This is a genomic window from Acidocella sp. (genome assembly GCF_052326845.1).
Lineage (GTDB): Bacteria > Pseudomonadota > Alphaproteobacteria > Acetobacterales > Acetobacteraceae > Acidocella.
This window is the reverse complement of the sequence record NZ_JBKQJR010000126.1, coordinates 21,377-29,371: the sequence shown is the minus strand read 5'-3', so window position 1 is coordinate 29,371 and position 7,995 is coordinate 21,377. Positions and strand designations below refer to the sequence as shown.

The 7,995-nt window shown below is 64.7% G+C and carries 9 protein-coding genes; 8 read left to right on the top strand and 1 reads right to left on the bottom strand.

Features of this window, described 5'->3' with window-relative positions:
• From ACLPJJ_RS08375 to ACLPJJ_RS08340, 8 genes are all read left to right on the top strand, one after another.
• A partial coding sequence (locus ACLPJJ_RS08375) for an AIR synthase-related protein (protein ID WP_443590502.1) occupies positions 1-1,377 on the top strand: 1,377 nt, incomplete at its 5' end.
• An 18-nt stretch (positions 1,378-1,395) separates the two neighbouring features.
• Positions 1,396-1,629, top strand: coding sequence for a BolA/IbaG family iron-sulfur metabolism protein (locus ACLPJJ_RS08370; protein ID WP_443590500.1), 234 nt, complete (start codon positions 1,396-1,398; stop codon positions 1,627-1,629).
• A gap of 15 nt (positions 1,630-1,644) precedes the next feature.
• On the top strand, positions 1,645-1,980 hold the full coding sequence (gene grxD / locus ACLPJJ_RS08365; protein WP_443590499.1) for a Grx4 family monothiol glutaredoxin: 336 nt from the start codon (positions 1,645-1,647) through the stop codon (positions 1,978-1,980).
• Positions 1,981-1,996: 16 nt separating this feature from the next.
• A complete protein-coding gene (locus tag ACLPJJ_RS08360; protein WP_443590498.1) occupies positions 1,997-3,232 on the top strand; it encodes a glycosyltransferase family 4 protein in 1,236 nt (411 codons plus the stop codon).
• A 317-nt stretch (positions 3,233-3,549) separates the two neighbouring features.
• The gene (locus ACLPJJ_RS08355) at positions 3,550-3,762 is read left to right on the top strand and encodes a hypothetical protein (protein ID WP_443590497.1); all 213 of its coding nucleotides are present in this window, start codon (positions 3,550-3,552) and stop codon (positions 3,760-3,762) included.
• An 86-nt stretch (positions 3,763-3,848) separates the two neighbouring features.
• A complete protein-coding gene (locus tag ACLPJJ_RS08350; RefSeq protein WP_443590496.1) occupies positions 3,849-4,694 on the top strand; it encodes an EAL domain-containing protein in 846 nt (281 codons plus the stop codon).
• Positions 4,695-4,737: 43 nt separating this feature from the next.
• Entirely contained in the window at positions 4,738-5,001 is a 264-nt protein-coding gene (locus tag ACLPJJ_RS08345; protein WP_443590495.1) for a DUF3253 domain-containing protein, read from the top strand.
• 2 nt (positions 5,002-5,003) lie between these two features.
• On the top strand, positions 5,004-6,767 hold the full coding sequence (locus tag ACLPJJ_RS08340; protein ID WP_443590494.1) for an ABC transporter ATP-binding protein/permease: 1,764 nt from the start codon (positions 5,004-5,006) through the stop codon (positions 6,765-6,767).
• Here ACLPJJ_RS08340 and ACLPJJ_RS08335 read toward each other — a convergent pair.
• Complete coding sequence (locus ACLPJJ_RS08335) at positions 6,764-7,912, bottom strand: Hint domain-containing protein (RefSeq protein ID WP_443590493.1); 1,149 nt, start codon at positions 7,910-7,912, stop codon at positions 6,764-6,766. The two genes, ACLPJJ_RS08340 and ACLPJJ_RS08335, sit on opposite strands and share 4 nt — an antisense overlap.
• Between the last annotated feature and the right edge of the window lie 83 nt (positions 7,913-7,995).

The following is a 7,995-nucleotide window of genomic DNA, read 5'->3' as shown; positions in this document are numbered from 1 at the left end:
ATGGGGGCGGCCGGGCTCACCTCCTCCTCGGTCGAGATGGCCGGCAAGGGCGGTGTCGGCATCGAGCTGAACCTCGACGACGTGCCGCAGCGCGAAACCGGCATGACCGCCTACGAGATGATGCTCTCCGAAAGCCAGGAGCGCATGCTGCTGGTGCTCAAGCCGGAGCGCAGCGAGATGGCCCGCGCCATCATCGAGAAATGGGACCTCGACTACGCCATCATCGGCCATATCACCGATACGGGCCGCAGCGTGGTCAAGCACAAGGGCGTGGCCGAAGCAGACATCCCCCTCGACCCGCTGGCCGAAGCCGCGCCGCTCTACCGCCGCCCGATTGCGGAAACACCTAAGCCCGCGCCGCTTGGCCCGCTGGAAACCAGCGCGCCCCTGGACGAGGCGCTGCTGAAGCTGATCGGCTCCCCGGACCTCTGCTCCCGCCGCTGGATTTTCGACCAGTACGACTCCACTGTCGGCGGGCAGACGGTGAAGCGCCCGGCCCAGGCCGATGCCGCCATCGTCAAGCTGGAAGACACCAAGCGCGCTTTGGCCATCACCACCGACTGCACGCCGCGCTATTGCGTGGCGGACCCGGAACAGGGCGGCGCCCAGGCCGTAGCCGAGGCGTGGCGCAACATCACCGCCACCGGCGCGCTGCCGCTGGCCGTGACTGACAACATGAATTTCGGCAACCCGGAAAAACCCGAGATCATGGGCCAGTTCGCCAGCGCCATCAAAGGCATGGCGGCGGCCTGCAAGGCCCTCGACTTCCCGGTCGTCTCCGGCAACGTCTCGCTCTACAACGAGACGGAAGGCCGCCCCATCCTGCCCACCCCGGCCATCGGCGCCGTCGGCGTGCTGGAGGATGCCGCCCAGGCCGTGGGCTACGGCATCTCCGCCGGGCTGGAGCTGGTGCTCGTCGGCGAGACGAAGGGCGAGCTTGGCCGCTCCCTGTACCTGCGTGAAATCCTTGGCCGCGAGGACGGTGCCCCGCCGGTGGTGGACCTCGCCGCCGAGCGGAAGAACGGCGACTTCGTCCGCGCCCAGATCCTGGCCGGCCGCGTCGCCGCCTGCCACGATGTCTCCGATGGCGGTACGCTCGTCGCCGTGGCGGAGATGGCGCTGGCCGGTAATGCCGGTGCGGAACTGACCGCGCAGGGCGGTGCGGAATTCTGGTTCGGCGAGGATCAGGCCCGCTACGTTCTGGCCGTGCGCGATGCTGCCCCGCTGCTGGCCACGGCGCGGGAAGCCGGTATACCCGCACAGCGTATCGGCCATACCTTAACGGCAGATAAATTGACTCTGCCTAATGGTGTTGCCATATCCTTGCCACAGTTGCGGGACGCCCATGAAGGGTTCTTTCCGCATTGGTTTGCCTGAAAAGGGTAGCAGAGACCAATGGCTATGCTCGCAAGTGAAATCGAAGCCCTGATCAAGGCCGCCTTCCCGGATGCCAAGATCGAGATCGAGGATCTGGCTGGCGACAACGACCATTACGCGGCGAACATCGTGTCGGAAGCATTCCGGGGAGTGCCCCGGGTGCGCCAGCACCAGATGGTGTACGCCGCGCTCCAAGGCCGCATGGGCGGCGAACTTCACGCTTTGGCGCTGCAAACCTCAGCGCCCGATTAAGGATTCTAGAAGCTTATGGACAATCCGATTTTTGTTGAAATTCAGAGCCATATCGACGGTTCCGAGGTCATGCTGTTCATGAAGGGCACGCCGCTCTTCCCGCAATGCGGCTTTTCCGCCCGCGTGGTGCAGATCCTGAAGCATGCCGGCGTGCCGTTCGCCTCGGTAAACGTGCTGGAGACCCCGGAAATCCGCGAGGGCATCAAGGAATTCTCCAACTGGCCGACCATTCCGCAGCTCTACGTCAAGGGCGAGTTCGTTGGCGGCTGCGACATCGTGACCGAAATGTTCCAGACGGGCGAATTGCAGGCCCTGCTCAACGAAAAAGGCATCCAGCAAAACGCAGCCTGACCGTGCCTCTCCTCCGGTGATCGCTTTCGTCACCGATGAATTACCCAGGCCCGGCGCCGCCGGGCACCTGGCACTGAATCACGCGATCATCGACTGGCTGCGGCAGGAAGGCTTCGCCGTCACCATTCTGCTCACCGGCTCCAGGCTGGCTTGGCCGGTGCAGCGCTACACCGAGACCCGGGTGCTGGGGCCGCATATCACCCGGGTTGGCCCGTATCTCGGCGCTCTCTCGCCCGTCACTGCTTTGAGCATCACCCTGCGCGCGTTGCTGCGCCGCCTGCCCCCGCCGATCGCCGCCCGGCTGCGGCGCGCCCGGCACAATGCCGATGCGGTGCTCGGCACCTTCCCCAGCCCGTCCGATCTACGCTGGTGCGCCCGCGCCATTGAGCGCCTGCAGCCCAAGGCCGTGCTGATCGACACGGTATTCCGCGCCCCCCTGCTGGCCGAGCCGGAACTGGCGGGGGTGAACAGACTCGTCATCACACACGATGTGTTTCACCGCCGCGCCCAGGCGCTCTCGGCCGCCGGCTACCATGTGCTGCCGGAGAATTTTTCCCGCGTCAGGGAGGCAACCCTGCTCGGGCGCGCCATATCCATCGCCGCCATCCAGCCCGAGGAGGCGGAAGAGCTGCGCGCCATGTGCCCGGCGCGCAATATTTTCACCGCCCCCATGCCCGCCTTGCCCTGCCCGCGCCCGCCAGATGTGGAGCGCATCCCCGGCAGGCTGATCTTCGTCGGCAGCAATTCCTTGCCGAACCTGGACGGGCTGCGCTGGTTCTTCTCCGAGATCTGGCCGCCATTACTGTCCGAGGGGCTGACGCTGGACCTGGTGGGCGATTGCGGCCCGGCGCTCACCCGCCTGCCCCGTGGCGTGAAGGCGTGGGGCCGCGTTCCTTCCCTTGCCCCGTTATTGCACCGCGCGTCGCTGGCCATCTCCCCGCTGCGCGCCGGTTCCGGGCTCAAGATCAAGCTGCTCGATTACGCCCGCCACGGGCTCTACACCATCGCCACGCCGCCGAGCCTGCAGGGTTTCTACCTGGACGCCGACTCCCCCTTCATCATGGCTGGCAGCGCCAACATGTTCGTGCAGGCGGTGCTGCGCCATGTCGCCTCCCCGCCGCAGCCGGGCGCGGCGCTCTCCTATGTCTCCTTGCATTACGGCGTGAAGGCCAGCTTCGCCGGGTTGCGCGCCGCCCTTACCCCGGGCCTGGCCCCGGAAGCGCAAGATAATTTGCGGTCACTCAAGCTCTGACGCTCGGGCGTCATAAAAGCGTCACGCAAAGTTAACCTCGCCGCAGCAGATTTCCACCATTACATCCCGTAACAGCCCTCCCTGAAAATCGACTAACGATTCGTTAATCCGCCATGCATACCGAGTCATAGAGAGGCTGTAAGTGAACAAACGATATATCTTCCGCAGCAAACTGCGGAATCGTACGGCTTCGCGCGCCGTTGTGTTTGGCTTGGCCGCCAGCATTGCCATCGCGCCTGCCGCTGCTCCGCAAAGCGTGCCTAACACCATGTGCTTCGTTTCTGCCAATCCTGGCCTAGGTGGTCAGCCGGAAATTCATGCAGAACAACATGACACCGCTGATGAACTGCACCCGCATCACGAACGTCCCGCTCTCCGCTTCCTTCACCAATGAGCAAGGCCTGGGCCTGACAGAAAGACACCACACCCCGCTGCACGGCATCGCCGGCCATGACACGGGTGGTTCGCATGCCACCCACCTAGCCGGCACCGAGGGCAATATCCGCCCCCTTTATCGGCTCATCCGGTGAAACTTTGCCTAAATATACAAAAAATCCTTTTCCACTCCGTTAACCATGGCAACGCAGTGTCAGGCGCATGACCTTCCAGACATGCCATGACAGAGCTTAACTTTCCCATTCTTGAAAACCCGGTTTCACAACAATCCGCGCGCGACCTGCGCCAGCGTATCGCCAGGCACGAAGTCACCGAACGCCGGCGCATGACCCAGCGCCTGCGCGAGGCTTTGGCAACGGACGGCTTCGCCCTGCATTACCAGCCGATCATCACCCTGGGCAGCGGCTTTGCCCGGGGGGCTGAAACCCTGCTCCGGCTGCGCCATTCCCGCCGCGGCTACATCCCCGCCCAGCATTTCATGCCCGTTGCCGAGCGCTCGGGCGTCATCACCAGCATCACCGGCTGGGTGCTGCACGAGGCCTGCCGGCACGCCGCCACCTGGCCCGCGCATTTCTCCATCGCCATGGCGCTGTCGCTGCCGCATCTGCAAAGCGGCCGGCTCATCCACCAGCTGCTCGAGTCGCTGAACCAGTCGGGAGTAGCACCCGAACGTCTGGAACTGGAAATTACCGAACCCGCGCTGCAGGACGGCAATAACGACACGGTGTTCGCGCTGAAAGCTCTGCAAGGCCTCGGCGTGCGGCTGGCGCTGAACAATTTCGGCACCTGCCATGCCTCCTTGAGCGCGCTCAAGCGCCTGCCCTTCTCCACGCTGCGGCTCGACCGCTCCCTGGTGCAAAACCTGGAAGAAGACTCGGACAGCGCCCTCGTGCGCGCCGCCATCAAGGCCGGGCACGCCCTGGGTCAGACTGTGCTGGCCGGCGGCGTGGAAAACGAGACACAGTACCAGCTGCTCATGGAATTCGGCGCCGATGAGGGCCAGGGGCCGTATTTCGGCCAGCCCGTGGGGCCGGAGGAAATGGCCGCAATGTTTGCCCTGCGCTGAACACCTTTGAACATCGCGGGCAATCGGGCATAAGCCTTGCCTTATGACCACAGATCCAGCCGAACAGGCGATCCTTGCCACGCTCGCCGCCCGCGGGCCGAACAAATCCATCTGCCCCACCGAGGCCGCCCGCACCCTGGCCGGCAACCCGGCGGACGATAGCTGGCGCAAATCGCTGCCGCCCGTGAAGCTGGCGGCGCAACGCCTGGCCCGCGCCGGGCGCATCGAGATCCTGCGCAAGGGCAAGCCCATCAGCCCGGATGTGCTGCATGGCGTGCTCCGCCTGCGCCTGAAGGCGGAAGACTGATCATGGGCGAGCGGATGACCAACTTCATCACCGGCGTGGTGGAGGCCTGGAGCCTGGCCAAGCCGTATTTCCGCTCCGAGGAGCGCTGGGGCGCCTTCCTCCTGCTCGGCTCGGTCATCGCGCTGAACCTGCTGCTGGTCGCCATCAATGTTGTGTTCACCTACTGGCTGAACGACTTCTATAACGCCATCCAGGTCTACAATGTCTCCCTGGTGGAGAGACTGCTCTACGCTCCCATTACGAAGGTTTCCGCCACGGCCTACCCGATGCCGGGATTCGCCGAGCTGGTCATCGTCTATGTTCTCATCGCGGTGTACGCCTTCTACCTCAACCAGATGCTGCAGATAAAATGGCGGCAATGGCTGACCGCGCATTACGTGGAGAACTGGCTCACCGACCGCGCTTATTACAACATCAGCCTGAGCCATACGCCGAGCTCGATCATCGACAACCCGGACCAGCGCATTGCCGAAGATTTGCGGGATTTCACCGCCAGCACACTGAGCCTCGGCCTGGATTTTATCTCCAACGTCGTCACGCTGTTCAGCTTTGTCTTCGTGCTTTACGCCATCTCCGGCCCCATAAAATTGTTCGGCGTCACCATCCCAGGCTACATGCTCTGGGTTGCCATTCTGTATTCCGCCATTGGCACAGCCATTACCCAGCTCATCGGCCGCAGGCTGGTGCCGCTCTCCTTCAACCAGCAGAGGCTGGAGGCTAATTTCCGCTACCGGCTGATCCGCGTGCGCGACAATCCGGAGGCCATCGCCCTCTCGCGCGGCGAGGGGGAGGAGCGCGCCTCGCTCGGCGCCAGCTTCCAGGCATTGCGGGATAATTTCTGGGCGATCATGCGCCGAACCAAGGCGCTGAACTTCTTTACCGTCGGTTTCAGCCAGATTGCCAACATCTTCCCGCTGGTGGTCAGCCTGCCGCGCTATTTTGCCAAACAGATCGGTTATGGCGGGCTGGTGCAGATCCCCACCGTGTTTTCTCAGGTGCAGGGCGCGCTGTCCTGGTTCATCAGCTCCTTCCAGGACCTTGTCACCTGGCGCGCCACCGTCTCACGTCTCTACGGCTTCCGTGAGGCGATGGAAGCCGCGCGCGCCGCCGCCGCGAACGGGCCGCGCCTGGGCGAGCCGGGCGAGGCGCTCAAACTGGAAAACCTCACCCTTACTTTGCCCGACGGCCGCAAGCTGCTGAACCACGCCAGCGTAACCCTGCCGCCGGGCGAGAAGATCACCGTCACCGGCCCGTCCGGCTCCGGCAAATCCACGCTGTTCCGCGCCATCGCCGGCATCTGGCCGTTCGGGGACGGGCAGATCACCCCGCCTTCCGGCAGCATCATGTTCCTGCCGCAAAAGCCATATTTCCCGCTTGGCAGCCTGAAGCGCAGCATCACCTACCCGGTGCCGGACAGCGATATCGCCGATGCCGCGGCGCTGGATGCACTCACGGCGCTGGGCCTGGGGCACCTCGCTCCACTCCTGCACGATGTCAGCAACTGGGGCTTGCAGCTCTCGGGGGGCGAGCAGCAGCGCCTGGCCCTCGCCCGCGCGCTCGTCGCGGCGCCGGACTGGCTGTTCCTGGACGAAGCAACCTCCGCGCTGGACCCGGAACTGGCCGCCAAGGTGCAGGCAACGCTGGCGGAACACCTGCCGAACACCACCATCGTCGCCATCAGCCACCATGACGGCGCCGGCCAGAGGCAGCTGCATTTGGCCAATGGCGTGCTGACCGCCGCCGCCACCGCCGAGCAAGTAGCCTAGCGGGAGAGCCTGATCCCCACCTGCCGGCTGGCGATGCGCTGGCGGATGGCCTCCAGCGCCGGCCCGGCGGTGCAGAGCGGCGCACAGCTCTCCGCCTCGCGCCGCGCCTGCATGGCTTCAGGCAGGGCGATCACCGCCACATCCGCATTATCGAACACGCCGCGATGCCCGGTATCGAGAAAGCTCTCCACCGGAGCCGCCTCGGCGAAGATGACACCATGGCGCGGCAGTTCGAGATGGTAATAGGTCACCCGCCGCGCCGCATGGTCCTGGCGGATATTCGCCCAATTGATCAGCGCCTTGGCGGGAACCAGCACGCCGTCGAGATACAGCGCATGGTCGGGTGAGAGCCTCAGCTCGCGCGCGGGCATTCCCTCGCCCAGCGCCCCGGCCTCGATGATCACCGGCCTCGCAGCCTCGGGCCGCAACTGCGCCGCAAGTTCGATCTCCCGCCTGCCTATCCAGATGACTGGCTGCTCCTCGCCCTCCCGGGTGATGACCAGATCGCCCACGCTCAACTCCTCCACCGCCACCTCGCCGCGCGGGGTAAGAATGCGCGTGCCTGCGGCAAAGCACGGGTTCACCGGCGTCTCGGTGGTGAACACGCCATCGACGAAAGGGTGGTTGCTGTTCGGGTTCTGCCGGATATCGGCAAAGCTGAGGACCAGAGTGGCACTGTTGGCGGCGGTGCCGAAGAGCCCCACGGCCATCTCGTCGATGATCTGCTGCTCGTTGGCATTCAGCGTGAACGGCGCCGCGGGCCCCGGCGCCACCGTGCCATCGGCGATCAGGATCACATCCCCGCTCTGCGCCGCCAGCGTGGCGATATTGGCGAAGTCAGCATTATCCGCCGCGGCGGTGCTGGCCACGTCCAGCTCCGAAAACAGGCTCTTGACCACCTGCAGCGTCACCTGATCGCCACCGATGCCATAGCTGCCGGGCTGGACGTTCAGCACCGTGCCGCCGAAATAGGCGCTGGTGGAGAGCGTGCCATTGACCGTGGCGGTGTTCACCCCCATGGCGCCGTTGGTGAAGATCAGCACGCCATTATCGCCGGCATTATTGAGGAAATCGATATTCGTGCCGACCGTGAGCGGCCGCGTGATGGTCAGCGTGCCGCCGGACGCTATGCTGTAAGTCGCCATACCCGTTCCCGCCGGCCAAGCACCGCCCGGCACAACCAGCGCACCAGATCAGCCTAAGGCAACTTACCTTAGATTGTATCTGA

Excerpts from the sequence above, each read along its gene's own strand:
- ACLPJJ_RS08370 (WP_443590500.1), top strand. The coding sequence starts at position 1,396 with ATGGCTATGCTCGCAAGTGAAATCGAAGCCCTGATCAAGGCCGCCTTC.
- grxD (WP_443590499.1), top strand. The coding sequence starts at position 1,645 with ATGGACAATCCGATTTTTGTTGAAATTCAGAGCCATATCGACGGTTCC.
- ACLPJJ_RS08355 (WP_443590497.1), top strand. The coding sequence starts at position 3,550 with ATGCAGAACAACATGACACCGCTGATGAACTGCACCCGCATCACGAAC.
- ACLPJJ_RS08350 (WP_443590496.1), top strand. The coding sequence starts at position 3,849 with ATGACAGAGCTTAACTTTCCCATTCTTGAAAACCCGGTTTCACAACAA.
- ACLPJJ_RS08345 (WP_443590495.1), top strand. The coding sequence starts at position 4,738 with ATGACCACAGATCCAGCCGAACAGGCGATCCTTGCCACGCTCGCCGCC.
- ACLPJJ_RS08340 (WP_443590494.1), top strand. The coding sequence starts at position 5,004 with ATGGGCGAGCGGATGACCAACTTCATCACCGGCGTGGTGGAGGCCTGG.
- ACLPJJ_RS08335 (WP_443590493.1), bottom strand. The coding sequence starts at position 7,912 with ATGGCGACTTACAGCATAGCGTCCGGCGGCACGCTGACCATCACGCGG.